The organism is Paenibacillus germinis (genome assembly GCF_013141785.1).
Lineage (GTDB): Bacteria > Bacillota > Bacilli > Paenibacillales > NBRC-103111 > Paenibacillus_E > Paenibacillus_E phytorum.
Genome location: NZ_WHOC01000176.1, coordinates 1 through 26,125, shown reverse-complemented (window position 1 = coordinate 26,125; position 26,125 = coordinate 1). Strand labels below are relative to the sequence as shown.

General features: G+C 44.5%; 21 protein-coding genes. 16 read left to right on the top strand and 5 right to left on the bottom strand.

The features are described 5' to 3' along the window. Window positions 1-13 precede the first annotated feature (13 nt). From GC102_RS34005 to GC102_RS33985, 5 genes are all read left to right on the top strand, one after another. Window positions 14-847 carry an AraC family transcriptional regulator gene (locus tag GC102_RS34005; protein ID WP_171693433.1) on the top strand — a complete coding sequence of 278 codons (834 nt, stop codon included), beginning with the start codon at window positions 14-16 and terminating at the stop codon, window positions 845-847. 667 nt (window positions 848-1,514) lie between these two features. Then, window positions 1,515-2,549, top strand: a complete 1,035-nt coding sequence (locus tag GC102_RS34000) for a multicopper oxidase domain-containing protein (RefSeq protein WP_171693432.1) — start codon at window positions 1,515-1,517, stop codon at window positions 2,547-2,549. Window positions 2,550-2,570: 21 nt separating this feature from the next. Further along, a complete protein-coding gene (locus GC102_RS33995; protein ID WP_171693431.1) occupies window positions 2,571-3,779 on the top strand; it encodes a ZIP family metal transporter in 1,209 nt (402 codons plus the stop codon). A gap of 32 nt (window positions 3,780-3,811) precedes the next feature. Continuing rightward, window positions 3,812-3,991, top strand: coding sequence for a twin-arginine translocase TatA/TatE family subunit (locus GC102_RS33990; RefSeq protein ID WP_171693430.1), 180 nt, complete (start codon window positions 3,812-3,814; stop codon window positions 3,989-3,991). A gap of 147 nt (window positions 3,992-4,138) precedes the next feature. After that, window positions 4,139-4,948, top strand: coding sequence for a transporter substrate-binding domain-containing protein (locus GC102_RS33985; RefSeq protein WP_171693429.1), 810 nt, complete (start codon window positions 4,139-4,141; stop codon window positions 4,946-4,948). Window positions 4,949-4,995: 47 nt separating this feature from the next. Here the strand turns inward: GC102_RS33985 and GC102_RS40915 are convergent, their stop codons facing one another. From GC102_RS40915 to GC102_RS33970, 4 genes are all read right to left on the bottom strand, one after another. Further along, window positions 4,996-5,097 (bottom strand): cytochrome bd oxidase small subunit CydS family protein, encoded by a 102-nt coding sequence (locus GC102_RS40915; RefSeq protein WP_446686364.1) that lies wholly within the window; start codon window positions 5,095-5,097, stop codon window positions 4,996-4,998. 4 nt (window positions 5,098-5,101) lie between these two features. Then, window positions 5,102-6,130: a cytochrome d ubiquinol oxidase subunit II gene (locus GC102_RS33980; RefSeq protein ID WP_171693428.1), complete on the bottom strand. Its 1,029-nt coding sequence runs from the start codon at window positions 6,128-6,130 to the stop codon at window positions 5,102-5,104. Then, window positions 6,127-7,476 carry a cytochrome ubiquinol oxidase subunit I gene (locus GC102_RS33975; protein ID WP_171693427.1) on the bottom strand — a complete coding sequence of 450 codons (1,350 nt, stop codon included), beginning with the start codon at window positions 7,474-7,476 and terminating at the stop codon, window positions 6,127-6,129. The genes GC102_RS33980 and GC102_RS33975 overlap by 4 nt, the downstream gene beginning before the upstream one ends. Before the next feature lie 400 nt (window positions 7,477-7,876). Then, window positions 7,877-8,848, bottom strand: a complete 972-nt coding sequence (locus GC102_RS33970; RefSeq protein ID WP_171693426.1) for a helix-turn-helix transcriptional regulator — start codon at window positions 8,846-8,848, stop codon at window positions 7,877-7,879. Window positions 8,849-8,965: 117 nt separating this feature from the next. On the opposite strand from GC102_RS33970, the gene GC102_RS33965 reads away from it, so the two are divergent. From GC102_RS33965 to GC102_RS33920, 10 genes are all read left to right on the top strand, one after another. Beyond that, entirely contained in the window at window positions 8,966-9,343 is a 378-nt protein-coding gene (locus GC102_RS33965; protein WP_171693425.1) for a nuclear transport factor 2 family protein, read from the top strand. A 68-nt stretch (window positions 9,344-9,411) separates the two neighbouring features. Further along, window positions 9,412-10,425, top strand: coding sequence for a zinc-dependent alcohol dehydrogenase family protein (locus GC102_RS33960; protein WP_171693424.1), 1,014 nt, complete (start codon window positions 9,412-9,414; stop codon window positions 10,423-10,425). Window positions 10,426-10,665: 240 nt separating this feature from the next. Then, a complete protein-coding gene (locus tag GC102_RS33955; protein ID WP_171693423.1) occupies window positions 10,666-11,649 on the top strand; it encodes an NAD-dependent epimerase/dehydratase family protein in 984 nt (327 codons plus the stop codon). A 32-nt stretch (window positions 11,650-11,681) separates the two neighbouring features. Then, a complete protein-coding gene (locus GC102_RS33950; protein ID WP_171693422.1) occupies window positions 11,682-11,867 on the top strand; it encodes an NAD(P)H-dependent oxidoreductase in 186 nt (61 codons plus the stop codon). Window positions 11,868-12,085: 218 nt separating this feature from the next. Further along, window positions 12,086-13,033 (top strand): ABC transporter permease, encoded by a 948-nt coding sequence (locus GC102_RS33945; RefSeq protein ID WP_171693421.1) that lies wholly within the window; start codon window positions 12,086-12,088, stop codon window positions 13,031-13,033. A 13-nt stretch (window positions 13,034-13,046) separates the two neighbouring features. After that, window positions 13,047-13,916 carry a carbohydrate ABC transporter permease gene (locus tag GC102_RS33940; RefSeq protein ID WP_171693420.1) on the top strand — a complete coding sequence of 290 codons (870 nt, stop codon included), beginning with the start codon at window positions 13,047-13,049 and terminating at the stop codon, window positions 13,914-13,916. Between the two features lie 66 nt (window positions 13,917-13,982). Further along, the gene (locus GC102_RS33935; RefSeq protein WP_171693419.1) at window positions 13,983-15,569 is read left to right on the top strand and encodes an extracellular solute-binding protein; all 1,587 of its coding nucleotides are present in this window, start codon (window positions 13,983-13,985) and stop codon (window positions 15,567-15,569) included. A 164-nt stretch (window positions 15,570-15,733) separates the two neighbouring features. After that, entirely contained in the window at window positions 15,734-16,942 is a 1,209-nt protein-coding gene (locus tag GC102_RS33930) for an SGNH/GDSL hydrolase family protein (RefSeq protein ID WP_171693418.1), read from the top strand. A 339-nt stretch (window positions 16,943-17,281) separates the two neighbouring features. After that, window positions 17,282-22,888 carry a golvesin C-terminal-like domain-containing protein gene (locus GC102_RS33925; RefSeq protein ID WP_171693417.1) on the top strand — a complete coding sequence of 1,869 codons (5,607 nt, stop codon included), beginning with the start codon at window positions 17,282-17,284 and terminating at the stop codon, window positions 22,886-22,888. A gap of 219 nt (window positions 22,889-23,107) precedes the next feature. Continuing rightward, complete coding sequence (locus GC102_RS33920) at window positions 23,108-23,932, top strand: phytanoyl-CoA dioxygenase family protein (RefSeq protein WP_171693416.1); 825 nt, start codon at window positions 23,108-23,110, stop codon at window positions 23,930-23,932. Window positions 23,933-23,946: 14 nt separating this feature from the next. Here the strand turns inward: GC102_RS33920 and GC102_RS33915 are convergent, their stop codons facing one another. Next, window positions 23,947-24,795 (bottom strand): AraC family transcriptional regulator, encoded by an 849-nt coding sequence (locus GC102_RS33915; RefSeq protein WP_171693415.1) that lies wholly within the window; start codon window positions 24,793-24,795, stop codon window positions 23,947-23,949. Between the two features lie 187 nt (window positions 24,796-24,982). On the opposite strand from GC102_RS33915, the gene GC102_RS33910 reads away from it, so the two are divergent. After that, complete coding sequence (locus GC102_RS33910; RefSeq protein ID WP_171693414.1) at window positions 24,983-25,153, top strand: hypothetical protein; 171 nt, start codon at window positions 24,983-24,985, stop codon at window positions 25,151-25,153. Window positions 25,154-26,125: the final 972 nt, after the last annotated feature.

The window sequence follows — 26,125 nt, the reverse complement described above, 5'->3', positions numbered from 1 at the left end:
GTGGAGGGCAGATATGAAGAATCAACCGATTAGGTTAACGAATGCCCAATTTATTGATCCCTCCTCCTCTTTTCAAATTTACTATCAACACATCAACAACGAGCACCACTCCTTGCATTGGCATGAATTTTATGAGCTTTGCTTTGTTCTCCGCGGTAGAGGAGTGAACATCGTTAATGGAACTGAGCATCAGCTTACTAGAGGAAGTCTCTTTCTACTCACACCAGCAGATTTTCATGAGATATTCTCATTTCCCGATGAACCCATGGATATTTACAACCTTGTTTTCTCCGGAGAATTTCTTGGGGAAGACATAAGAGAGCTAATGTTTCAACAATTTGCCGAATATATGGTTGATATGGATGTTAACTTTGACATGATAGAGTCAGAATTTCGCCTGATTAGCAGCGAGGCCTATAACTGGATGCCAGGTCAGCGAATGATGGTGAAAGGTGCGTTGGAGCGGATCCTTCTTAATCTTTTTCGAGCCCATTGTCAGAAGCACCCAGGTATCGATGAAAAGGATTTAGAAGCTCAGCATCGTTCGATTCAGAGAGCTCTTGTCTATATTCACCACCATTTTAGAGATCCACTACGATTAGAGGAAGCAGCCAAACAGGCTGCATTGGCACCTAATTATTTCAGTCAAGCATTTCGTAAAATGACAGGAATCCCGTTCCAAATTTATTTACAGGGACTGCGTTTGAACTTTGCTAAATCGTTATTAATGGCATCGGATATACCTGTCACAGAAATTTGCTATGCCTCAGGATTTAATACGTTAACGCACTTCGAACGAGCTTTCAAACAAAAGTTCGGAGGCTCGCCGAGAACCTTTCAGAAGTAAGTTTATGGAAAAGGCCCCTGTTTTGTAACCATACAAAACAGGGGTTTATTTATTTTGGTTGGGGTTTTGACATACCGCCATACAGTGATAACGCATGCCCGGGATTTGCGCGCGTTGAGAGATGTGATAGAAATGGGGAATTAGGGAACTGGGATGGATTGTTGTACGGTGTACAACAATTTCCTCGATTTCTACGGGGCAAGCTAAAAGATGTTGTATTCAGTACAACAAATCAGCGTTTTTAAAGGCAATAGAGCTACTTTTGGCTAGAATTGTTGTATTTTTTGCAACAATAACGCAGAAAACTTGAATTAGCTTGCGTAATGTTGTACAAAATGCAACAAGACACGAATGATCAAGCGAATGTTTGAACCAGTTACGTCTAGGGCGTAACATACTTTGCATCAAACTTTACAAACAGTCTCGTCAAAGGTCGGTGTAAGCCGGTTTTTATGCTTTCAAGCTTTCTTTTGAGATGGATAGAAATAACGGCATTTTTTTAGGAAAAAAATAGGTTTACAAACGATGATAATGGGCTTATAGTAAAGTCAAGGTTTTTCCCTTGGTAAACTCTTTGTCCCATCGGAAATAAAATTTTTTTTGACTAAAATGTTTCCCTAACACAAAATAATTGTAAACAAGCAATATTAAATAGGAGGGCATGACGATGTTCCGTAAACCGGTTGATAAGGTATCAAGACGTAATCTTTTGAAAATGGGAACCGCTGGAGCTTTTGCTGTCATTGGCAGTGCGTTACTGAATCCATTTGGTAAAACAACATTAGCTGCGGATAAGCATAGCGTTCATAATGCTATGAAAGAGCAGTTGCATGAAGGTATGAAGCATGGTTATGTGCCGAGTACAGAAGTGACTGAAGGTTTTAAAGCAGCACAGAAAGCACTCACAGCATTTGATTATGGAAAGGTAAGTAAGCTTCCTGATGGAAGAACGTTACGTGAATACGAAATTTCATCATATGAAAATAATGTTGAGATCGCGAAAGGGATCAAGTTTCCCGGATGGACATTCAACGGCACGATACCAGGACCTACAATTCGTTGTACCGAAGGGGATGTCCTTCGAGTGAAGTTTACCAATGCAACGAGCCATCCGCATTCGATTCATTTTCATGGAATGCATCCTACCAACATGGATGGACTGGAAGCAGTTAATGCAGGTGGTTCATTCACTTATGAGTTTGAGGCTAAGCCTGCTGGTATGCATGTCTACCATTGTCATGTTGCGCCTCTCGCCAGACATATTCATAAAGGACTTTATGGTAACTTCATCATTGATCCGAAAAAGCCAAGAGCTGCTGCAAAAGAACTCAATATGCTTATGAATGGCTATGATCTGGATCTAGATGGGGAGAATGAAGTCTACACGGTGAATGGGTACGCGTTTGCCTATCAGCAAGAACCAATTAAGGTGAAAGTTGGGGAACTTGTACGTATTTATCTCAGCAATCTTACTGAATTTGATCCCATAAATTCTTTTCACCTTCATGCGAACTTTTTTAATTATTATGCAACTGGCGCGGATCCTGAGGCGCGTCCTAATTTTACAGATACCATTATGCAATGCCAAGGAGAGCGAGGCATATTAGAAATTGTATTCCCAGCACCTGGGCGATACATGTTTCATGCGCATCAAAGTGAATTTGCTGAGCTCGGTTGGATGGGCTTCTTCATAGCTGAATAAGAAAGGAGGAGTGAGTGTACGATGAGTAATAATGTTCAAACCGAAAATAAGGGTTCAACTAACAAATTTAAAGCTATACTATGGGGAATTCTCCCCCTAATTTTGCTAATTGCGATTATTACTACCATTGCAAAAGTGGGAACAGGAATCGAAAATGAGCCGGCTGCTCCTATTGAAGTTCTTAATGTAGAGAAAATAACGCTCAATGATGAAGGAATCCAACTTAAGGTGCTTAATTCAGGACCGGAGGAAATTACGATCGCCCAAGTCGTTGTGGATGGAGCCTTTTGGAATGCGGAATTCTCACCAAGTGATACCTTACAAAGATTTGAACGTGGAACCGTCAAAATCCCTTACCCCTGGGTGCAAGGCGATCCGCATGAAGTTAAACTTATCACCTCAAATGGATTGATTTTCACTGGTGAAGTTGTAGCTGCAGCAGCAACACCTGAACCAAATGGTAAACTATTTTGGCAATATGCATTAATAGGATTTTACGTAGGGGTTGTTCCGGTTGGGTTAGGACTCATGTGGTATCCATTTCTACGTAGATTTTCAGTTAGAGGGATGCATGCTATTCTCGCATTGACGATAGGGCTTTTGTTCTTTCTGGTGATCGACACCTTTCAAGAAGGATTTGAAATGGCTTCAGAAGCTCCAGGTGTATTTCAAGGTACCGGACTCGTTTGGTTTGGTGCCCTGCTCAGTTGTCTCTTCTTAATAGCGGTGGATCAGTCAAATGAACGCAAGCTAAACCGCAGTTCTTTAGATGGAAGAAGGGTATCTAACAAAATTGCCACAGGTATTGGTCTTCATAATTTTGGCGAAGGGCTTGCCATTGGATCCGCTTTTGCAGTCGGGGAAGCTGCTTTGGGAACTTTCTTAATCATCGGTTTTACCCTTCACAATATCACGGAGGGTGTCGGAATCGCGGCACCACTGCTTAAAGATCGTCCGAACTGGAAGACTTTTGTTACCTTAGCATTGATCGCCGGTGGACCTGCCATTATTGGAACTTGGGCAGGCGGATTTATTTTTAATGATACATTAGCCGCGCTATTCTTCGGTATTGGCGCTGGTGCCATTCTACAAGTTATTTATGTCATTTCCAAAATGATTCTTAAAGAATCCGAGAAAAGGGGTCTTTCTCCTGTTTCTTGGATGAATTTTGGAGGGTTAACTGCAGGAATTCTTATTATGTATGTGACAGCTCTCATGGTTAAATTTTAATTCAGAAACCATATATGGGGTAGGTGAACATCATGCTATCAGGCATTGGCGTATCAGGCATTGTCATCATCTTTGCAGTTGCGTTACTTTTATTCGGACCTTCGAAGCTTCCGCAGTTAGGCCGCGCATTCGGTACAACGATTAAGGAGTTTAGGCAAGGAACGAAGGGATTGTTAGAAGAAGATACCAAAGAGAAGCAGAAAGTAGAATGAATAGAAGACCAATCCACATTTTGCGGATTGGTCTTTTTCATGTCCTTGAGTGACAACTTGTACAATATATGCAATCGAGTCTGCATAACCGATTAACAATTTACAAATAATACCGTTGTTTACCTGATAAGGAGGGCATAAAAGGCAATGAATATACGAGTTCGAAGCAAGCAGGGGATCACGCTGTTGGTCGTTCTTTTGGTAACATTAGCTTCCACAGGATGTTCGAAAGATGAATCGATCAAAGTCGGTATCGAGAAAAACAACCGTCCCTTTACGTATACAGAGGGGGAAGAGAAGAAAGGCTTCGAAGTGGAGTTATGGCAAGCCATCGCTAAAAAGGCGAAACTAAAATATGAATGGGTACCCATGGAATACGGTGAGTTGAACAAAAGTGTGAAATCAGGCGATGTGGATTTGGCAATCGCCGGAATGACCGTCACGAATGCTCGCAAAAACAAATTAGACTATTCAGATCCTTATTTTCAATCGGGAGAAGCGATACTTACTACATCAGATAACGTGGCGATCAAAGGCCAAGATGACTTGGCCCAGAAAGTGGTGGCAACAAGGAACGGGTCGACTGCTTATTACTTTGCGAGTGAGATTAAAGGAATCAAAATAAGGAGCTATGCGAATATCTCCGACGCATACGATGATTTGAAAAATAAAACCGTTGATGCCGTCATTTTTGAAGAGCACAGTATTCAAGATTATGAGCAAAACTCAGCAGATGGAAAAGTTAAAAAAATAGGGGACGTTTTCAACAAAGATAGCTACGCAATCGTTGCTAAAAAGCGGAACATGTACATGGGAAAGATCAATAAGGCCATTATAGCAGTCTCCAAAGATGGAACTTATGAAGCTCTCTATACGAAGTGGTTCGGAAGTAAACCAGAAAAAATGCCTAAAGAGCTTAAACACGACATGGAAAAGGATATTGAACACGAATCATAAGGAAAGAAAAGTCGACTAGTAAATAGTCGACTTTTTCGCCTTACTGATTATTCTGTCACGTCGGCTGCCCTTGGTACCCACAGAATCATAAAAACAAGTGAAAATAGAACAAATATCGGTGGAGCATATTGGATTAATAAGTTTTCCATAGTTTTAATCACCCTTCTTTATAAATTTACCTTGTACATAATCAGCATCAAAAAGAAATAGACGCATTAGCAGGAACAGAGATGGGATTAAAATAACAAGCCCTGCAATAAAGGCGATGACTAGCGCAGTTCCCATTGCTTGATTCGTAAAGTTTTCGTGAATGGAGATGTATGGAAATAAAATATACGGTAAATGGGCTTTACCATAACCAAAGAAAGCAAAAGCAAATTGCAAAAGTACCAATATGAAGGATAGACCTAGCTTTATTTTTTTCCAAAGCAAGTAGACGGCAACTAAAAAACAGAGAAATGATGCTCCGAACATCCATCCAAGGTTAAGCATGTTGCGGAAATGTTCTGGGTTTTGCTGGTTTATAGCGAAAAAGACAAGCAGACTTGCAAGAATAGTAGGTCCGCTCCAGAAAAGAGCATAGCCTCGTAAAATTCCAAAAGCGAGATAGTCTTTTGCTCTGTAGGCGTAGAAGGAAAGGAACATGGACGAAATATAGAGGACGCTGACTAGCGATAGCAATATGACCGACCACGTATAAGGACTCCCAAGTAACTTACTCCAATCTAGCAAAATCATGCCGTTCTGTTCGACGATGATTCCACCCTCAGAAATGGTCAGTACCGTAGAAAGGGTTGCAGGGATGAGCAAGCCAGTTGCTCCATAGAGCAGCATGTACCATTTGTTATCCTTGGAACCATAGTTGCTGAAAGCGTAGTAGGCTCCTCTTATGGCTAGCAATATGATAGCTACACTGCCTGGTACAAGTAACGCAGTCCCATAATAACGTGCTGTTTCTGGGAAGAATCCAACCATACCGATGTAGAAGAAAACTAAGAATACATTGGTAACTTCCCAGACAGGAGATAAATATCTTTCAATGATCTTATGAATGATATGCTTTTTCATCGTAATAACCGAATAGTAGCTGAAGAAACCCGCACCAAAGTCAATGGACGCCACAATTAGATATCCATATAAAAAGATCCACAAAACAGTTATTCCAACAAGTTCTAGACTCATTCTTTGGTCCTCCCCCCGAAAATACCAAGTGCAATCAGTTCATCTGCAACATCGTTTTTTCTAAAAAGTTTGGATAATACTTTTACCGCAGTCAGTGCTAAAACCATATAAAGTAAACAGAACAGCAGTAACATGGTGTCCACGTCTTGTGAAGATGTAGCGGCATCTGCTACCTTCATATATCCACGCAGAATCCATGGTTGGCGACCAACCTCCGCGTAAAACCATCCACATTGGATGCCTAGCATGGAAAGCGGACCACATACAACGATAATCGCTAGAAGCCATCTCGGATAAGGTTTACGGGATTTTTGGCGTGCGTACCACATATGACAAATGGCAACGAAAATCACAAACATGCCTATAGCAACCATGGCGTCAAAGAAATAATGCACGTATAGAGGAGGACGGAGATCTTTCGGAATATCATTCAGCCCTTTTACCTCAGTTCCTGGAGTTCCACCTGCCAAAATACTTAGTGCATACGGAATTTTCAACGCATATTTAACCTCATTATTTTCAGTCAAAATACCGCCAAGAACGAGCGGTGCATTCGTAGTCGTTTCAAAGTGCCACTCGGCTGCGGCAAGCTTTTCAGGTTGATTATGAGCTAGAAATTTGGCTGATAGATCACCGATCATTGCCGTAGTTATGGCGAACACGAGCCCAGCAGTAATTGTCAGCTTTAAAGCTTTTTTTGCGTATAAAGTATCCCCCTTTTTCCTGAGAAGGGAGTAAGCCGCTATAGCAGCCAAGATGAATGCGCTGGTCATGTAGGCAGAGGAAAGCACATGTGCTACTTTGGTAGGCATTGATGGATTAAACATAGCTAGAATCGGCTGTACATTCGTAATCAAGCCATCTTTTAGAGTGAAGCCTTGCGGCGTATTCATGAATGCATTCACAGTTGTAATAAAAAATGCTGAGGCAGAGGAGCCAATGACAACAGGAACGAGTAGAAAGAGATGATGCATAGGTTTTAAACGTTCCCATGTATATAAATAAATGCCTAAAAAGATAGCCTCGATGAAAAAGGCGAATGTTTCTAGAAATAACGGAAGCGCAATGGCTTGCCCAGCAATCTCCATGAACTTCGGCCACAACAGACTGAGTTGAAGCCCGATAGCAGTACCTGTAACCACCCCAATAGCAACGGTGATAACGAAACCCCGAGCCCATCTTCGTGCGAGCAACGCATAATAGGGATCTTTACGTTTAATGCTGGCTAACTCAGCCAACATAATCATGACCGGAACGCCAACGCCGATGGTAGCGAAAATGATATGAAATGCCAGTGTGGTCTCAGTGAGTAGACGGCTATAAAATACGGGATCGTAGATAGGCATATGGACTCATCTCCTTAGTAGTTTTCATAGGTTCAAAAAAACTTGCGGATAAAAGAAAGTAACATGACAAAAGCAACAATGAACATCAGGTACATCAATCGTTTTTCATGGTTTCGAGATTGGTTCAAGTGGTATCACCTTCTGTTTTCAATTTGATTTGTTATATATTTCTATCTTACGCCATGTATGTGATTTATTTCACATAATATGTGAATACGGTTTGAACAAAGTATTACAACTTTATTAACGTTAGCAGTATGTATATGAATACCTGGTGAAACATTTGACGGGCGCAAAGTTATCAGATTGATTCCAAGAAGGAATAGGGAAAACAAGAGTTCAATAAACAGAGAAGGCTGCCGAGTGATTGGCAGCCTAGTTAAGCTATAGTTATCCTTTACTATGAATTTATAAGTTTGGATTGGACCTTGTACTGCTGCCTCATCATCTTCAACTTTTGTTCTATATAAGTTATCGCCTCTGGCGGTTCAATAATCCTGGCAGCTTCTCCAACTCCCCAAATCATCTCCGCATAAAACGACACCTTGTTCACGGGGATCATCATACGGATCTCACCACTTCCATCCTCATAGTGTTCAATGAACTCATTAAACCAGCCGTTCTCCTCTAAGGACCGAACGCCCATTGGTGTCAGGGTGGCGATTAGTTCCTGTTTCTCCGATGCATTCAGCTCGTCGACATTCCAATCGAAGATGGATTTCTTGTCGACCTCATCCAAGCAGGCGAGCAAATCATTCAAACTGACGGAGCGTACTCGATCCGCACGGAAGAGGCGATATCCTTTGCGCTCGAAGCAGTAGGCCGGACAATACCAGTAGCCCTGACTAGCATAAAGACCGATCGGCTGAATGTCTCTTCTCTCGGCTCCCTTGCCCGTGTCATACTCGATGGTCACTACGCTTCGGACCATTATGGCCTGCATCAAGGTGCGAAGGCACTTAGCGGACATGGACCGCAGCGGGTTCCAAATCACCACTTTGTTCTTCAGCCGGTTGATTTGTTCTTTGATATCGGGAGGAAGGTAATGGTAGAACTTGTGAAGCGCCGAGGAAGCCCCTTCATCAAAAGGTAGGGAACCGAAATACTGCAGCGATTGGCAGGCGAAAAACATAGCAACCGCTTCGCTTTCCGTGAATGTAATCGGCGGGAGCAACCGCTCCTGCAGAAGCCTATAGCCTCCCCCTCGCCCCTGTACGGAATAAATAGGGATACCCAATTCGCTCAGTTCCTGCAAATCGCGGGTTATCGTGCGCTTGGATAATCCTAATTCATCGGCAAGCTCCGGAACGGTAAATGATTTCCTGGCATTGACGATCATGATGAGCTGGATCAGCCGCTGTGATTTTAACATAGCACTCCTCCTCGCATTTTTTTAATTATACCATTTAAACAAGCCAGGATCTGTCATGTTTGAATGGTATAGTCATATATGTAATCAACTTAACAACGAAGGAATGGTGATTAGGCTATGAAAGAGATTAATACTTTCGTAAATCTTTACAACTCCGTTTGGAACGAATCTGACGCGAAGCGGCGCAGAGAAATCATCGCAGAGCTGTGGTCGGAAGACGCAACCCATTGCACTCATTCGCTTGAAGCGCATGGACACGAAGCCATCGAGGACCGGGTACTCAAGGCGTACGAAAAGTTCGTAGTAACGGGAGGATACGTATTTAAAACCATAGGGGTTGCAGATGAGCATCACAAAGCCGTAAGGTACAGCTGGGCGATGGTCCCCCGGGATGGCGGCATGGCTGTGGCTGCCGGAACCGTCTTCATGCTGCTTGACGATGATGGCCGGATCCGTTTCGACTATCAATTCACCGATGTGCTGCAAGCATCCTGATTCGTCGAGCATATTGTCTGGTCATTCGAGCAAACTGCACCATCATTCCAACCTTGAGGAGGGATATCGTGAGAAGTTATCATGGAAATCTGGGAGAGGGCCTTGCCGGCCTTTCGGTTAAGGAACACGACATACCGGTTCCGGGTCCAGGAGAAGTGCTAATTCGGGTTAGGGCCTGTTCGCTTAATTATCGAGAAATTTCAATTCTATTTCATGGCAGGTATCCCCTGCCAGTCCGGCCGGACTTTATTCCAGCTTCAGACGGGGCTGGCGAAATTGTAGAGGTAGGTGAAGGTGTCACCCGGGTCAAACCGGGGGAACGAGTCATGGCCTCCATCTTTCCACAGTGGATTGACGGTCCGTTCAGCTGGGAGTATTCAGCGCAGCTCGGCGGCTCTCTAGACGGGATGCTTACTGAATATGCGGTTCTGAGCCAAGAGGCTGTTGTCCATATTCCCGATCATCTTTCTTTCGAGGAAGCCGCAGCCTTACCGTGCGCCGCCGTTACCGCATGGAATGCCCTCACTAGCGGGCAGTCGCTGCAGGCCGGACATACCGTACTCACGCTCGGATCAGGCAGTGTCTCTCTATTCGCGCTGCAGCTCGCCAAGCTGAGCGGTGCCCGAGTTATTGCAACCACTTCGAGCGATGAAAAGGCAGACCGGTTGAAGGCCCTCGGGGCGGATGAAGTCATTAACTACACGACAGTGCCCGAATGGCATATCGCAGTGCGTGAGCTGACTGGAGGCCGAGGCGTCGATCGTGTTGTAGAGGTTGGCGGAACGAGTACCCTCGAAAAGTCGATTAAATCAATCGCCTTTGAAGGTCAAATCAGTCAGGTCGGATGGCTCACACAAGAAGGCGCGACGATTGACCTCAAAGCTATTGCTTATAACGTCTTTACCCTCCGGGGGATCGCCGTTGGCAGTCGTGCTCAATTCTATACGATGAACCGCGCCATTGCGGCCCACCAGATGAAGCCTGTCATCGACCGTGTGTTTTCTTTCGACGAAGCCAAGGAGGCGTTCAGCTACTTCAAGGAGGCTTCGAAATTTGGTAAAGTTATTATTCGCCTTCCATAAAGCGGAGCCCTTTCTTTTCCTTTTGGGAAGAGACAAGGGCTCTATTGGGCTCAAGGTGAGGCTGAGTTCGAATGAAATACTGTGCAACATTTCGGTAGCATTGGCAATGCCCGAATTGAAGGAGATAGGAGGAGGATAACGGATTTTTTAAAAAAGTGATTGACCAATCAATAACTGAATGTTATATTGTTTTCAGGTTAGTAATTGATCAATCACAAAATTAAAAATGAGGTGATTCTTTTGGAAAAAGCGATAGTAGTAGGAGCAACGGGAGGCACGGGGGCTTCAGTTGCGGAAGAGCTGGTCAAGCGAGGAATTCGGACGGTAGCATTCGGGCGATCTCGTCAGAAACTGGAGGATCTTAGGGCTAGGCTGGGTCATCCTGAGCATCTGACGATTGCCGTAGGTGATGCTTTCCGTCCGGATGACATCGTCTCCGCTTCGGAAGGTGCGGACGTCTTGTTCCATTGTGCGAATGTGCCATATCACGAGATGGTAAGCAAGCTGATTCCGCTTGGTGAATCGGTGATGGAGGCTGCTAACCGGCTGAGTATAAAAATAGTCGCAATCGACGGTATCTATCCTTATGGAAGAAGTCAGATGACTCGGGCGACGGAGGAGCATCCGAAGCAGCCGCATACAAAGAAGGGCAAGATCAGGCTCGCTTACGAGAAGATGCTGTTCGATTGGCGGTGGAGCCGAGCTAAGGTCATGATCGTCCGCTTGCCGGATTATTACGGCCCCACGGCGAATGAGGCTTCTTATCTGGGCTCTACACTCGAAGCGATCGCGGCTGGCAAGATGGCATTTTTCATAGGCAATATGCGTGTCCCCCGCGAGTTCGTTTACTTACCGGACGCGGCGTTCATGATCACGGAGCTCGCCGGCAGGGATGATGCATATGGGCAGAACTGGCATATACCTGGGGCAGGCTTGATCTCGGGCAGGGAGATCGTGCAAATAGCCCAGGAGGCGAGCGGTAGCGCCAAATCGGTCATTCCGCTAGGGAGAGTCGGGCTGTCTTTGCTCGGTATGGCTGTGCCTGTAATGAAGGAGGTCGTGGAGATGCTCTATTTGACCGAAGAGCCGCTTGTCTTGAGCGCGGACAAATACGAGCGGTTGATCGGACAGGCACGGGCGACTGCCTTCGAGAAGGGAATCATGGCTACGATTCACGCGCTGCAGAGAAGAAATGGCTCTCTTTTTACAACAAATAGTAAGTAATCAATCACTAACATGCTTAAAGTAAATTGAATATGAACCATTTGATCATTTATACACATTCAAGAAAAAGCAGCTTCAATAACGCGATTCTGGACACGGTGACGGAAAGCTATCTGCAAGGGGATGGGGTTGTCGTTCGGGATTTATACGGCAGGCCAAGAGCGAAGGAGATTCTGAATTCAACAGAAATTCGAGAAGGATCATACTTTACAAGTTGAACTAATGAATACCATAGTTCAATAAAAAAGGGTTGCCACATGGCAGCCTTCTTTCCAGTTTACGGGCATGGTTGGAGAGGCTATATTTTTTCATGCATAGTGTATTGAAATTTTCCCAGTCTCTTACTTAATATCTTATAAGAAATTCTAGAAATCACAGAAATTTATCCGATTTTGGGATGCTATTATAAAAATATAAATAAAGTTGAGGTGATGAAATGCAAACGAAATTGGCAGCGGACGCCATCCCCCTCCCTCCCAAGTGGAAGTCTTTGATAAGAACGATACGAACGTATAAAGTGATGTATGCTCTTTTATTCCCGGCATTGTTATATTTTGCAATTTTCAAGTACATTCCTATGGCGGGAATCGTTATTGCTTTTAAAAACTACAATTTGGCTTTGGGACTATGGGATAGCCCGTGGGTGGGATTGAAAAATTTTAAAGATTTTATTAACGGGGTATATTTCTGGGATATTATGAGAAATACGATTATCATATCGCTGTACAAGCTATTGTTCGGCTTCTCCGCACCCATCGTACTTGCTCTGCTTCTCAATGAAGTTTATGTCCATTGGTTTAAGAAAATCGTGCAAACAATTACTTATTTGCCCCATTTTCTCTCTTGGGTCATTGTTTATGGAATAATGGTGGCATTATTAGCCCCAGGAGATGGCCTTTTTAATATGCTTCTGAAGGGAAATGGTTTCCAACCGATCTCCTTTCTGACGGAACCTGCCTGGGGCAGACTGCTGATCATCTTATCTGAAATATGGAAGGATATTGGATGGGGAGCGATATTGTACCTTGCAGCATTAGCGGGAATCGATCCGAGCTTATATGAAGCGGCCCGAATCGATGGCGCATCCAAGTGGAGACAGCTATGGCATGTAACATTACCCGGCATTCGAGGAGTCATTATTCTGATGCTGATCCTTAAACTAAGCCATATTCTGGACGCTGGCTTTGACCAAATATACATGTTTGCCAACACCTTTAACCAGGAGAAGATCGACATTATCGACACATGGGTATACCGTGAAGGGTTGGAGCGTCTTAAGATTGGGTTGGCTACTGCTGTAGGATTGTTTAAAGCTGTCATCGGATTTGTTTTAGTTTTGGCTGCGAACAAGCTCGCCAAAAAATTCGATGGGCAAATTTGGTGAGGTGGTTTTCAATATGATAAATCTGTCATTCGGGGAAAAAGTATGGCAAACAGCCGTTTATATTATTCTTATTGTGCTATCACTGCTTTGCTTACTTCCCTTTCTATATGTGGTTGCTGTTTCAATTACGCCAGAATCGGAAGTGTTAAGAAGAGGAATTGTTATTATACCAGAATCCTTTACCTTTATAGCTTATAAAGAAGTATTTATTTCTCATGGTATCGGGCAGGCATATAAAATTACGTTGTTTCGAACGATAGTAGGCACTGCGCTTAATGTATTTTTTACGATAATAGCGGCTTATCCGTTATCCAAAAAATATTTGCCGGGGCGCAGCGCATTTTTACTATTCATCGTCTTTACCATGATGTTTGGGGGAGGATTAATTCCTACTTATTTATTAATCCGCTCTCTGGGATTGCTAAACAGTCCTTGGGTATTGATTATTCCACATCTCATTAGTGCATTTAATCTAGTGATCATTAAAGGCTTTTTCGAGCAATTGCCTGCTGAAATCGAGGAATCGGCGAGGGTAGACGGTGCAAGTGAACTTCAGACGCTATGGAAGATCATTTTACCCTTGTCCTTGCCCGTCCTTGCCACGATTTCCTTATTTTACGCAGTCGGGCATTGGAACAGTTATTTCGATGCAATTGTTTATATCAATGATTCCAACTTAATGCCTCTTCAAGTTATCTTGCGAAACATCCTGCTTAACGTCGCAACACAAAGTGCTGATTCACTTGCCAATTCCGGAACCGTTAGCACGTTCGCTGTGCAAATGGCTGCTGTAGTCGTGACTACGGTTCCGATTTTGATCGTTTACCCATTTATGCAAAAGCATTTTACCAAAGGTGTGCTCATGGGATCGGTTAAAGGTTAAAAGGCATTCCAACCTAGGTTGTTACGGGGAAACCGTGATAATATATAAGCAAAAGGAGAGGTCAATATGCAGCGTAAAAAGATTTCATTTACTATTCTGACAGCAATAGTAGGCTTGGGAACGGTATTGTCAGGATGTGGGGAAAAAAATGAAGTTATACCGACAGCTTCGAGTAGTTCGCAAGGCCAGCCCAACAAGTTTGCAACCAAAATGAAAATCTCGATGTTTAACCAAGGCACTTTCAACGCTGCTGCTCCGCTTCCTCCCCGTGAAGAAGATATCCAACGCCAAATGTTGGAAAAAGCAGTGAATATCGACTTGGATATGATGATTCCTCAATCAGGGCAAGCAACGACCAAATTAAATACGCTCATTGCTGGCGGAGATATTCCAGATTTGCTCTTCTTGAAGAGCCGGGCTGATCTCGCACAATATTATGACCAAGGCGTTCTTGCGGATTTAACACCGTACTTGGATCAATTTCCCGAATTGAAAAAGCGTTTTGGTAAAGACTCCTGGGATGCGATGTCATATCTAGGAAAAACCATTGCAGTTCCAGGTTATGATAATGTAAACGGTATCAGTCGAAGCTACTTTATCCGCAATGATTGGTTAAAAAAGCTAGGTTTGAAAGTACCGACAACCCCTGACGAGCTGTTCGAAGTGATGAAAGCCTTTACGGAGAAAGACCCGGACGGAAACGGCAAGAACGATACGTACGGATTCATTGGCGGTATGAATAAAGAAGGCAATCTGCAAACCTACGGCTTCGATAGCTTGATGTGGATGTTTGGCGTTAATCCTCCCTCAGCCATTGAAGTGAAAGACAATAAACCGGTGTTCCTGTTTATCGATCCCAAAATGAAAGAAGCGCTCGCTTACATCAATAAAATGATGGAAGCCAAAGTTGTAGATCCAGACTGGGTGACAATGAATACACCTGATTTGTTGGACCAAAAGTTATATAAAGGTAAAATCGGCTTCATGATAAGGGATGCCCGTAGGCTGGAACCGGATGCCCAGCAGAAAATGAAAGAAATCGGCGGAGAGGTGCCGGAATGGATCGTCATTCCTCCGATGAAAGGGCCTTACGGGGATCAAATCGTGGAGAGAAAATCATTCCAAGGCAATTCATGGGCCATTTCTAAGAAAGCAGATAAGGACAAAATCGTTCGAATCCTGTCTATGCTGGAATATCTCTTTACGGACAAAGAAGCATACCCGAATTTCGCCTATGGCCTTAAAGGTATTCATTGGGATCTGGTGGACGGCAAGGTCAAAAACAAAACTCCTGATTTAACGAAAGAAATGAAAGAAAAATACCTGTGGGTCGATCATTATAGAATGCCGCGCCGTGGTGATGATGCCGAGTATTTCAGCTTCCAGAATCCAAAGACGGCAGAAGCTTTTACGAACAATCAGAAATATGTGGCGCCTACTTTGCCCGGGAATTTATTGACTGCAGACCCGAGCGATACATTGGCGGCTGACCGTCAACGTTTCATTAATGAAAGCTTGGTCAAATTTATGACGGGCAAAGACCCTCTTTCCAACTGGGATAATTTCCTCAAAACGTTGGATACCAAGTTTGACATGCAGAAATATAAGGACACAGCAACCAAGCAGTTTAAAGAAGCAGGGTTAATCAAGTAAATTAAGGAAGAGAGTGGCAATTAGTTGCCACTCTCTTTGTTGGTTTAGGGGGCAAAAAAATGTATGAATTTTTCTCGAAATCATGTAAAAAAACGCAGATAAAAAGGACTACCATATTAGTTGTATGCTCCTAAAAAAGATAAGTGAGGTTAGGTGAAGTGACAATGAAGGAATTATTTCCTAGAGAAGGCCTTCCAAATGTAATTCAAAAGTTGGAAAATGAGGACACGGTGACCATAGTCTATTTTGGCGGTAGTAACACCCGTTCTGAAGGATACCGTGTAATGACAGCGGAATGGCTTCGTGAGCAATATCCCAAGGCGGATATTCGCTCTGTGAATGCAGGCATTGACGGAACTGGATCGGATTTGGGCTGCGCCCGTTTGGAGACGGATGTCTTGCGTCATCAGCCTGATCTAGTGTTTGTTGAATTTGTCGGCAACGATGGCGGAGTCCCCGAGTCCAAGGCGCGGATCGAAGGGATCGTCCGTCAAATCCGCAAGCGGAGCCGGTTTACCGATATCCTGTTCGTTTATACGCTGAAGGAGCGGGATGTGGCCTTATTTCAGTCCGGGGAATATCAGAAGGGGGCTGTTATGCAAGAGGAAGTGGCCGACTATTATGGCGTTCCTTCGATTCATCTGGGCGTAGCGGTCAGTCATTTGGTGTCGGAGGGAAAGCTCATTTTTACCTCAGGGGCAGATGAGTCCATTTCCGGAGCTATTGTTTTTACGCATGATTCAGTCCATCCGACAATTCCCGAAGGGCACCAAATTTACACGGATACGATCACCCGGTCGTTTGAGAAAATGAGTGAACTTCGAGGTGGCTTGGGAAGGGTCGAACATAACTTGCCTCAGGACCCTTTGGTCCCGGCCAATCCTTGGGAGTACGCCGCTATGGTGCCGCTGGATGGCCATGCTAATTTTTCGGCAGGATGGTCTTATATGACCCCCGATGATTTTGCTTTGGTCCGCGCGTACAATTGGTTGTTCCCCGGCCTATGGCGAGCGGTCGATCCGGGGGAGGCTATCACGGTGCAGTTCGAAGGCACTCACATTGGGCTGTTCGATATCGGGGGGCCTGATTCCGGCAGATTGAAGGTGACGGTGGATGGCGGGGAACCTTTCCTCATCGATCGATTCACGCCATATAACGATCATAATCGGAATCAGTATGTTTTCTTGCCGGAACTTCCGAATGGGAAACATACAGTTCGCTTCGAAATCGATGCCGAGATGACAGATAAAGTGGCAGTGTTTGAGGCAAGTGGCAATGAACGAAGCATGGAGCATGTACGGCAGCATCCGGATTGGTACAAGCAAACCGTGATTCAGCTTGGGAGGTTGTTGCTGGTGCAGCCGCCATTATAATTGATCAAATCGGCTTTGTTCCCATTGCAAGACCTACATCGTATCTGACTGCAGTTGAGCGGTCCAATACGAAGTAGGTTTCTTTTTTGACATAAAATCTTATAAGAAATTCTTGAAATTAAAGAAATTTTACGGTTATATGACATGCTAAGATAAAAAAAGACGTAGGGACTAGTCAGACCGATACGAATAATTGCTGCGTCACAACTATTCGAACAAAGGAGGTTGGTTTTCTATTTTGAAAGCGTTATCAAAGTGCGGGTCGTTATTTGATTCGAACATTCCATTCGTTGAAATCCGTATTGTTTGAAAGCAAATCATGGAAAGGATGTTAGTTTTATGATAAAAAGCAAGCTGTTTTTCTTAATCGTTCTCATCATGACGATGATAGTTCCTTTAAGCCTATTCGGGATTAGGACCGCTAATGCGGAGACCTTACCGTTTAAGACAATCATCATCGATGACGGGAGCATCACGATCGATGGTGTCGTCACCACTGATGCGGAGAACGCGAATAACGGATATTCCGCTCCGAATTGGACCACAAGTACAGGAGTGAAGGGGTATAATAATTCCAGTTCCAAATATACGAGTACAGCAGGCAGAACCATATCGTGGAATCCACGATTGGAAGCAGGAACGGCGAGAATATCGTTGTACAAACTTAACTGGGAGGACAAAGCGGATAGCAATGTAAAAATCGAAATCACTCATAATGGAACGACGGATGTACTATTTATGGATTTGAGGCCTTCATTCGGGGCGCCTGCGGGATGGGTAGATTTGGGAGAGTACTATTTCTCCGGGGTTGGTGAAGAATTCGTTAAATTGAGTCGGTCTACCAGCACCACCAGCACGATACTTACGCGTGCTGATGCAGTCAAGTTCGAAGGTAATATTCAGCAGAAAGAGCCTCATAAGACGATCATCATTGATGATGGAAGCATCACGATTGATGGTGTCGTCACCACCGATTTGGATAACAAGAATAACGGATACTCGGCTCCTTATTGGAGCACAAGTACAGGAGTGAAGGGGTATAATAATTCGAGTTCCAACTATACGGATGCGGTGGGAAGAAGCATCACATGGAATCCGCGATTGGAAGCAGGAACGGCGAGAATATCGTTCTACAAGCTTAATTGGGCGGATAAAGCAGATAGTAATGTAAAAATCGAAATTGTGCACAATGGGATTACGGATGTCATGTTTATGGATCTCAGGCCCTCGTCGGGCTCCCCTGTCGGATGGGTTGATTTGGGGGAGTATTATTTCAGTGGTAATGATACCGAATTTGTCAGGCTGACTCGAACGCAACCTACGACGGGCACCATCATTACGCGGGCAGATAGCGTCAAGTTCGAAGGAAATATCCGGCAGCAGGCTCCACCGTTGCCTCCGCTGCGCAGCCGCACATTGGCGAATCTCAGTTATACGGAAAAAGGCAGCATCGAAAATGCAAACTATAAGGCGACCTTCTATGAAGCTACTTGGGATGGAGGTAAATCCATCGTTCGTGATCTGTTCTACAAGGACACGGATACGGGGAACTGGGTGCCAATCAATAATACGGCGGAAAGACTTGAAGAACAATGGGTCTTATTAGATGGGAATGCGGGGAGTCGAACCAATTACTACGATACAATGAACAAACGCTGGATTACATTCGACGGGATTAATTTCCCTGATAGCCACACGGCGGTATTAACCGATTCTTTGCATGGAGACGATTACGATTTGCAAGTGAACTGGTCCATGTCAGGGGATAAACCAGATGTTTCCTTCGCCTTTACACCTCGCCGGGATGGCAATTATGTGATCGGCTATCAGTCTTTCACAACAGAACTAATCACTGGCATCAATGAAGTGTTGAATGGTTTCAGGTCGCATGCAAAAATGGTAGGTTCGGTAGAATCAACAAGCTTGAGGGAGCTGAGCGCTCCGATGAGTCTGGTTGAAAAGAATGACGGTGCGGGGAACTCTTTGACGTATGGCGTATTTGCACCGTCGGAAGAGCTTCCGGTCGAATTTGAACCGACGGGAGGCGTTTCCAAACAACGACTTGGTATGAGTCTTGTCAACAACGAAGGCAGCGTGCAGCCGATCCTTTATGCTCCTCAGCTAGGGACTTATTCGCAAATGACCGCGGAAAGCACGTATCAGTTTCATATGGGGCTAATCGCTCAAAGCAGCAGTCTGTATGAGACCTATCGGGATATTCTCCGCAGTGAATACGGTTATTCGGCATACCGGGAAAATGTCGCCGATCAGTCGCTTACGGATGCGATGTTCAATATGATCGATCTGCTCAAGATTGAGCCTCAGGGTGACGACTCTGTTAATTATGTTCCGTCGCCCAGTGGCTGGTGGAACCGAGCCAAAGGCTTCATTGACATCGAGAACGAGGATAGCGTTCGAACAACATCGAATGCAGTTCTTCTGGGGGCCTACTACTTGACCGGAGACGACCAGCTTTACGATACGAGGGCGCTGCCGTCCATCCAGTACGGTGTATCGCGAAATGGTATCGGTTGGTCGCCGACACAGAAGCCAGTATACAGCGTGCCATCGTTATGGAAAATGGCAACCTTGCCGTTCGATGTTTCAAGCGTAGCCGCTGTCAATCAGATGCTGGGCACTTCGGCTGGCATTCAATCGCTGGGGCAGGAAGAGTACCTTGTGCGAGATCCTGATCAGAAAGATCGAGGGCCTGTCATTCAACCCCTTATGATGTATCGTATGACGGGGGATGCGCAGTATTTGCAGGATGCCAAGGATGCAGCCGACAGTTATATCCTTCAAAATATCGATACACCTGCATCCACGAATGTGAGTAAAAATGAGTTTATTTATTATTATAGCAAGCTGTGGATGGAGATCTTGGAGCTGTATGAGGAAACGCAAGATCCCAAATACTTGAATGCCGCGTACAAGGAAGCTAAACAGTACGCTACCATGTTCGTAGCTCGTCCGGTTCCTGAAGGCACCGTTACGATTCCGCAGCCGGAGACGTATAATTACGCGGAGTCGTTCCACTGGCCGGAAAGTGGTAAATACGCATATCCTAGGAGCAAGCTCCCTGAAGATGTAGCCGGTGGCGTACAAGCGGACAGTTGGCTTGTTTCTCCCAATGGGTTGACGTTTGAAGCGGGAAGTACAACTGGCTATTATCGGATGAACGCGCAGGAAGCGCCATTCATGATGAGATTATCGCTCTATACTGGCGATAAATTATTGCAGGATATCGCTCATAATGCGGTCATCGGACGATATTCCAACTATCCAGGATACTACTATAAGGGCTTCGCTGTTAGTCAACTCCAACCGGATTTTCCTTTGGAAGGGCCAAGTGGGGCAACATCCATCTATTATCACCATATGCCAGCGCAGCTCGGGCAAACGATGGATTATTTGATCAGTGAACAATCGCTGAAATCGAATGGGAATATTTCATTCCCTTCCGTATTCGAAACTAATTTTTTATGGTTCAAATATCACCTCTATGGGAATAAACCAGGTCAATTCTACGGCAATTCGAACGTTTGGCTCTGGATGCCCAAAGGGATTATCCAGACCAACCATCCGCAATTGAACTGGATAACAGGGGAGAGCGGGAATAAGTTCTACATCGGATTAAGCAACGAATCAACTGCTGAAGTACAGACTCCGATCGAATTGAATGCGCAACTCATTGGGTTCAACCCGGCACAAGATTATACCGTAACCATCATTCGCGATAATGGCACACCAGAGCAAGCGGTTATGAGTGGCGGAATCATTCAGGCTACAGTATCAAGCAAGGGAATAACAGCTATCATTGTGGAGGGATTAGACATAGATGTGCCGCTTCACCAGCTTAGAACGGCCGATACATCGGATGCAAGCTATTTCTTCGATGTTCACAGTCCAATAGATGCTGTTAAAAGTATGCTAATCGTCAAGCCCGACGAAACGTCCTACGATGCTTACGTGGAGGCAAAAACGACGAAACCGGCGACGATCCATTACTCCTTGGATGGCGGGGCCACGTACACGACCGTTCCAGATACGATTTATCCGATGGAATGGTCGATACGGGTCAACGATTTATCACAAACTTTCACTTATTATGTGGAATCGGACGGAAAACAGACCCGCAAGCGGACGCTATATCTGCCTGATCGGGTAACAGTAACTCCGGTCCAACCGGACTGGCAACAAGGTTCATCCATCATTGTTGATAATTCGGAGGCGGAAACGGAAGGCGTCTGGATACGAGATACAACGGCTAATGACTATTACTATGATAACTATGTTTATGCGAAATCGACTGCCGGCACAGCGACAAGCAAGATTCTCTGGCGGCCTGAGCTGCCGGAAAGTGTTACTTATAGCGTGTATTACAAGCTTCCGCAAATAACCGCCACGAGCGAAAATTGGGCAACGAATGCCTCTTTTACCGTTTATTATAACGGGGGCTCCGAGACGGTTACCGTTGATGAGACAACGGCCAATGGGACGTGGGTGTTCCTGGGAGCTTATCCTTTTGCAGTAGGTAATAGTGGGTATGTGGAATTAACCAATAAGGCCAACAAGTCACGGGTAGTTGCCGATGCAATGATGTGGGTGAACCCTAATAGGATGCCGCAATTGGAGTCGGTGGCCATCCTGTCAAATCGGGACGAACTGCAGATGACTCAAGCTGCTCAACTGAGCGTAACCGGCTATTTGGATAACGGCCTGATCGGTGATCTGGCACATGCAAATGTGCAGTATTTCGTTGATAGAACCGATCTGGCTGAAGTGGACAGTAACGGTTTGTTGACCCTTCAAAGCCTCGATGGGGAAACGGATCACATCGAGGTGTGGGCCACGGTAACGATGGACGGAGTGACCTTAACAACGCCACCTTTGACAATAACGATCAGGGACCTGATGGTTATTGTTGACAGTACGAATACGACCGGGTTATACGCTACGGAGGGGTCTTGGAGCCAAAGCAATTTAGCCGGTTACAAAATTGGTGTTAAGTCTCGTTACTCTACAGTTCAAGGATCATCGGCGACGTGGAAGGCCCAGTTTCCAGAGGGGAGATATACGGTCTCCATCTACAAGATCGTCCACACGACGGCAAACGATAATCATGTCAAAGTGGAAGTGAAGCATCAGTCAGTTACCGAGGTCACGTATATCGATGCGACAGTCGGCTCGTCGGGTTGGGTTAATCTTGGAACGTTCGACTTTACAGGAGACGGCAGCGAGTATGTTCGTTTAACAAGGGAGACTCCGACAACTGTAGATCCGCCAACCCTTCCTGCCGATATGATCTATACGAGGGCTGATGCAGTCAAGTTCGAACGGCATTCCGTCAGTCCGGCATTGCTTGCGAATGGGGTGCCAGGTAAACCGACACTTTCGAATAATAGTGGTGTTGCGACAGGCTTACATGATGGCAATTATGACGTTACGATGAATATGTGGTGGGGAAACAATGGCTCACTGTATAAGTTGTACGAGAATGGCCAATTGATCCAAACGAAGTCACTGGCCGATGCATCGCCAGCAGCCCAGACTTCCATTACTCCTATTCAAGGTAAGCCGAACGGAACCTATGTGTATACATGTGTGTTATCGAATTTTTATGGAGCGACTTCATGTGATCCACACACCGTTACCGTGGTTAATGCGAATCCTGGCAAACCTGTGTTGTCCAGCAACAACTGGGATCAAGATGGGAACTATACCATTACTGCTAATATGTGGTGGGGCACGAACGCAACACAGTATCGATTATATGAAAATGGCGATCTTATTGAAACGCAATCTTTATCTTCACACACACCAAGTGCCCAATCGGCCATTACACAAATTTCGGGAAAAGCTCCTGGCATTTATCAATATCGCGGCGAGTTTATGAATGGAAGTGGAACAACGGTAAGTGATGTTATACAAATTATTGTAAAATAAAGCTTAAGAGCTGAGTGGATGAGAACGATCCATTCGGCTCTTTTATTTTTTGGAACAATCATAAAATATTGGAATTTTTCATGCAAGCAGTCGTTTCTTTATACACACATTTGAAAATGTACGATTATACATGCATAAAATGCGATCATCCATGGTTCAACGACTGAATATCACCTACACTTAAGCTATAAGTCAATACGCAGAGGAGTGTGTGTGCAAATGTTGGTGAAAGTAGGAAGTCGCGAGTTGGAGATGGGTGGTCCCCATTTGACAGAGCTGAGGAGCTCAAACGAGATTGTTCATGATGTGGTGGCGCTGCGCGAGCGGATGGAGGAAGACGGATATTTACTCATCCGCGGATTTCATGACCGGGCGAAGGTGTTTCATGCACGTACGAGTATTTTAGAGAAAATGGGACAAATGGGGAAGCTCGATCGCGATACCCTGTTGGAAGAAGGTAGAATGGCTGATGGCAGCAAGAGCATCTTCATGGGGGGGACGAATGAGGACCTGCCGGCTTTGCTTAATGTTTTAAACGGGGATCATATCATGCGTTTTTTTGATGAACTCCTCGGAGAACCCTCGCTTACGTATCATTACAAATGGCTCCGGGCGGTAGGCAAGGGTGATTTTACGGGAGCTCATTATGACATTGTTTATATGGGAAGAGGTACAGAGAAAGTTTATACGGTTTGGTCGCCACTAGGGGATGTATCCTATGAAATGGGAGGACTGGCGATTTGCCTTGGATCACATCGTTTCGAAGATTTGAAACAGTCGTACGGGACGAAGGATTCAGATCGTGACGGCATTGGACACTATACCGACGACCCGCTGGTTATTACGGAAAAATTCGGCGGAAAATGGGCTACAACAACGTTTGAAGCAGGCGATGTTCTCATCTTCGGCATGTATTTGCTTCATTGTTCGCTTGAAAATACGACGAACCAATATCGGATCAGCGTAGATGCGAGATATCAATCGGTCAATGAGAAGGTTGATGAAAGGTGGAGCGGTAAAAAACCGCGAGGTCACGATAAATGAAGTGATAATAATGCTTATTTTTGGCGAAAAACGCTGGGCGGCATACCATAGTGCTTTTTAAAGAGCTTTGAGAAGTGAAACTCATCATAGAAATGCAGAGCAGCTGCTATTTCCTTGATAGGCAAATTAGTCGTTTCAAGCGAAACTTTGGCTGACTCTAATTTTAATTTTAGCATATAGCTGCTTGGTGAATGTCCGGTCATGGAACGAAAACGGGCGAAGAAGTAGGTGCGTGACAAACCGCTCTTTTGCACAAGCTCATCAATTTGGATAGGCTTGTTCAAGTTTTTATGAATGAAATAGAGGATACTGTCCATTTCGTTATGGTTGGGAGCGGCTAAAAACGACTGTTCCCTTGCAAAAAGGAGCAGCACTTCCTGCAGTAGGATGTTGGCGGAATAAGCATAACCAGTAGGTTGTGCGATCAGGGTTCCTATGATTTTTTCGCATAATTGAAGGGCTTCGCTTAACTTCGCAGTGGATAAGATTTCTCCAACAGGAAGGTGGAGAAAGTGAGCCATGTCCAAGCTGCTGAAGTCAATAAAATAAAATTTCCAATTATTATTTTGGCAATTGTAAGTACATGGAACCGTTTCTTTAACGAAGAAAAAGGAGCCAGGGTACAAGTCGTATCGCTCATCGGCTAAAGTGATGACACCATTTCCTTCATAAGTAATAAAAAGCCCGGGTGTAACAAATCCAGCACTTTTAGTTACTTGATAGGTGTCGTTCGCCTGCACCTTCCAAATGGAAATAAACTTACAAAGGGGAACGGCTGACTTTTCTCCTAAGCTATAGGGTATATCCATGTAGGACATTGCTTTTTCACCTGCCTGAAGTTGACATTTTGTATGGATATACATCCATTATAAATGAATTCATTTTAATTCGCTCGATTGTTCTAGGTTAGGTATATGAGCATTGCTTACCGTAAGTATCTGCTTAGTCTTGTTGTCACCTGGGGTGTTCACTTGGGTAGGTAAATAGGTGGCTTTTTGATGTATATGTGTATAATGGAGGTATGATAATTACAAAGGTGGACGACATACGATGATTAAATGCACAAATTGTTCGAAAGTCACAGATATTCAAATACAGCGCTGCATCCACTGTGGAAAGATCCTGACGTACACCGTTGCAGAGAAATTCGATATCCTTGCAGAATCCGTTGAGCATGCCTTGAAGAAGGAGCTAGAAGCAAGAAGAAAGATGAGGCATTAGATCATAGGCAAATAGATTGAAAACTCTGTTCCTACGTCTTTCTCACTGGTAATTTGCACTTTCCCTTATAGATTGCGAATGTTTATATGAGTGTTGTTGAGAAGTCCGAAAAGGACTTCTTGGAGTCAGAAGGATGATTGTTAACCGACAAATGTATGCTGAGAGAGCTGAAATGGACTTCTCACTGTGGGAAAAGTAGCAAAGTATTGCTGAGAAGTCCGAATAGGACGTCTCAGAGTCAGAAAGATACTTGTTAACTGATAAATGTATGCTGAGAGAGTCGAAATGGACTTCTCACTGCGGGAAAAGTAGCAAAGTATTGCTGAGAAGTCCGAAAAGGACTTCTTGGAGCCAGAAGGATGCTTGTTAACTGATAAATGTATGCTGAGAGAGCTGAAAATGGACTTCTCACCGCGGGAAAAGTAGCAAAGTGTTGCTGAGAAGTCCAAATAGGACGTCTCAGAGTCAGAAAAATACTTGTTAACTGATAAATGTATGCTGAGAGAGTCGAAATGGACTTCTCACTGCCGGAAAAGTAGCAAAGTATTGCTATGAAGTCCGAAAAGGACTTCTCGGAGCCAGAAGGATGTTTGCTAACTGATAAATGTATGCTGAGAGAGTCGAAATGGACTTCTCACTGCGGGAAAAGTAGCAAAGTGTTGCTGAGAAGTCCAAATAGGACGTCTCAGAGTCAGAAAGATACTTCTTAACCGACAAATGTATGCTGAGAGAGCTGAAATGGACTTCTCATCCCCGGAAAAATAACAAAATGATTAATATTTCCTTGGTATTTGCGGAAAGTTGTACTGCGTACAACAGTTTCTTTGATTTCTGCCCGCCAGGCTGGAGATGTTGTATTTCGTACAACAAATTGGCCTTATTTCATGCGAAATGGCCAATTTGGGTTGGAATTGTTGTATTCATTACAACATTAGCTAGGATAACGCTAAATGGAATCAATAAAGTTGTACA

Excerpts from the sequence above, each read along its gene's own strand:
- GC102_RS40915 (WP_446686364.1), bottom strand. The coding sequence starts at position 5,097 with ATGGAAAACTTATTAATCCAATATGCTCCACCGATATTTGTTCTATTT.
- GC102_RS33980 (WP_171693428.1), bottom strand. The coding sequence starts at position 6,130 with ATGAGTCTAGAACTTGTTGGAATAACTGTTTTGTGGATCTTTTTATAT.
- GC102_RS33925 (WP_171693417.1), top strand. The coding sequence starts at position 17,282 with ATGATAAAAAGCAAGCTGTTTTTCTTAATCGTTCTCATCATGACGATG.
- GC102_RS33945 (WP_171693421.1), top strand. The coding sequence starts at position 12,086 with ATGCAAACGAAATTGGCAGCGGACGCCATCCCCCTCCCTCCCAAGTGG.
- GC102_RS33935 (WP_171693419.1), top strand. The coding sequence starts at position 13,983 with ATGCAGCGTAAAAAGATTTCATTTACTATTCTGACAGCAATAGTAGGC.
- GC102_RS33940 (WP_171693420.1), top strand. The coding sequence starts at position 13,047 with ATGATAAATCTGTCATTCGGGGAAAAAGTATGGCAAACAGCCGTTTAT.
- GC102_RS33970 (WP_171693426.1), bottom strand. The coding sequence starts at position 8,848 with ATGTTAAAATCACAGCGGCTGATCCAGCTCATCATGATCGTCAATGCC.
- GC102_RS34005 (WP_171693433.1), top strand. The coding sequence starts at position 14 with ATGAAGAATCAACCGATTAGGTTAACGAATGCCCAATTTATTGATCCC.
- GC102_RS33990 (WP_171693430.1), top strand. The coding sequence starts at position 3,812 with ATGCTATCAGGCATTGGCGTATCAGGCATTGTCATCATCTTTGCAGTT.
- GC102_RS33950 (WP_171693422.1), top strand. The coding sequence starts at position 11,682 with ATGAACCATTTGATCATTTATACACATTCAAGAAAAAGCAGCTTCAAT.
- GC102_RS33910 (WP_171693414.1), top strand. The coding sequence starts at position 24,983 with ATGATTAAATGCACAAATTGTTCGAAAGTCACAGATATTCAAATACAG.
- GC102_RS33920 (WP_171693416.1), top strand. The coding sequence starts at position 23,108 with ATGTTGGTGAAAGTAGGAAGTCGCGAGTTGGAGATGGGTGGTCCCCAT.
- GC102_RS33930 (WP_171693418.1), top strand. The coding sequence starts at position 15,734 with ATGAAGGAATTATTTCCTAGAGAAGGCCTTCCAAATGTAATTCAAAAG.
- GC102_RS34000 (WP_171693432.1), top strand. The coding sequence starts at position 1,515 with ATGTTCCGTAAACCGGTTGATAAGGTATCAAGACGTAATCTTTTGAAA.
- GC102_RS33915 (WP_171693415.1), bottom strand. The coding sequence starts at position 24,795 with ATGTATATCCATACAAAATGTCAACTTCAGGCAGGTGAAAAAGCAATG.
- GC102_RS33985 (WP_171693429.1), top strand. The coding sequence starts at position 4,139 with ATGAATATACGAGTTCGAAGCAAGCAGGGGATCACGCTGTTGGTCGTT.
- GC102_RS33965 (WP_171693425.1), top strand. The coding sequence starts at position 8,966 with ATGAAAGAGATTAATACTTTCGTAAATCTTTACAACTCCGTTTGGAAC.
- GC102_RS33995 (WP_171693431.1), top strand. The coding sequence starts at position 2,571 with ATGAGTAATAATGTTCAAACCGAAAATAAGGGTTCAACTAACAAATTT.
- GC102_RS33975 (WP_171693427.1), bottom strand. The coding sequence starts at position 7,476 with ATGCCTATCTACGATCCCGTATTTTATAGCCGTCTACTCACTGAGACC.